The organism is Kitasatospora sp. NPDC091257 (assembly GCF_044757675.1).
GTDB classification, from domain to species: Bacteria; Actinomycetota; Actinomycetes; order Streptomycetales; family Streptomycetaceae; genus Kitasatospora; species Kitasatospora lactacystinica.
On sequence record NZ_JBIVVI010001720.1, the window covers coordinates 1 to 1,368 of the forward strand.

2 protein-coding genes are annotated in these 1,368 nt (G+C 69.0%); one reads left to right on the top strand and one right to left on the bottom strand.

Annotation, left to right across the window (positions count from 1 at the left end; all coding sequences use genetic code 11):
• Window positions 1-139: 139 nt before the first annotated feature.
• Window positions 140-1,087 (top strand): heme o synthase, encoded by a 948-nt coding sequence (locus tag ACIQOV_RS41520; protein ID WP_380548947.1) that lies wholly within the window; start codon window positions 140-142, stop codon window positions 1,085-1,087.
• 79 nt (window positions 1,088-1,166) lie between these two features.
• Here the strand turns inward: ACIQOV_RS41520 and ACIQOV_RS41525 are convergent.
• A partial coding sequence (locus tag ACIQOV_RS41525) for a DUF2461 family protein (protein ID WP_401056342.1) occupies window positions 1,167-1,368 on the bottom strand: 202 nt, incomplete at its 5' end.

The following is a 1,368-nucleotide window of genomic DNA, read 5'->3' on the forward strand; positions in this document are numbered from 1 at the left end:
GTGTGCGTTCCGCCTCGCCGGGGGACCCCGGAGCCGGATGCGATATATGGAACGTCTATGGTGTCGTGGTACGCGCAGAGCGGACGATTCGGGACCCTTCGTTCCTGTGGACGCCTGCGAGGATTCATCTTCAGTTGGGGTGTTAGTGACCGCCGTCGAAACCCGTCCCGCCGGGGTCACCGGGGCGACTCCTGCGCACCGGCCGTTCGGGGCCCGTGTCGGCGCGTTCGTCGCACTGACCAAGCCGCGGATCATCGAGCTGCTGCTGATGAGCACCGTGCCGGTGATGTTCCTGGCTCAACAGGGCGTGCCGAACATGCTGCTGGTGCTGAAGGTCGTCATCGGCGGCTACCTCTCGGCCGGCGGCGCCAACGCCCTCAACATGTACATCGACCGGGACATCGACGCGATCATGTCGCGCACCGAGCGGCGGCCGATCGTCACCGGGATGGTGTCGCCGCGCGAGGCGCTGGTGTTCGGCGTCGTGCTCGCGGTCGTCTCGACCCTGCTGCTGGGCTTCGGGGTCAACTGGCTGTCGGCCGGGCTGGCGCTGGGCGCGCTGCTGTTCTACGTGTTCGTCTACACGCTGGGGCTCAAGCGGCGCACCTCGCAGAACATCGTCTGGGGCGGCATCGCCGGCTGCATGCCGGTGCTGGTCGGCTGGTCCTCGGTGACCAACTCGATGTCCTGGGCCGCGGTGGTGCTGTTCCTGGTGGTGTTCTTCTGGACGCCGCCGCACACCTGGGTGCTGTCGATGAAGGTCCGCGACGACTATGCGCGGGCCGGCGTGCCGATGCTGCCGGTGATCAAGGGCAACGTGGCGGTCGGCAAGCAGGTCGTCATCTACTCCTGGGTGATGGTGGCGGTCTCGCTGGCGCTCTGGCCGCTGGGACACATGAGCTGGCTGTACCCGGTCGCCGCGGTGCTGCTGGGCGCGGCCTGGCTGCGCGAGGCGCACGCGCTGTACGGGCGGGCCAAGGCCGGGATCGTGGGCGCGAAGCTCAAGGAGATGCGGCTGTTCCACTGGTCGATCACCTACCTGTCGCTGCTGATGGTGGTCTGCGCGATCGACCCGTTCGTCAAGTAGGGATCCGTTCGTGACGTAGGGATTCGTCGGGAGAGCCCCGGTCCGGTGGACCGGGGCTCTCCCGCGTTCCGGGAGGGTGTCAGCGTCCGGGGAGTTCGGACGGGCCGACGTGGCCGTCCAGCCAGTCCCGCAGCGGCTGGGAGGCGCGCAGGAAGCCGGTGATCCGGGTGTGGGCGGCGCGGGTCTCCAGCCACCCGGCCGGCTCCCACTCCTGCCAGGCCACCAGGCCCTTGTGGCGCAGCAGCCCGATCCTGGGGTGGTCCTTGGGGTAGCCCCGCGGG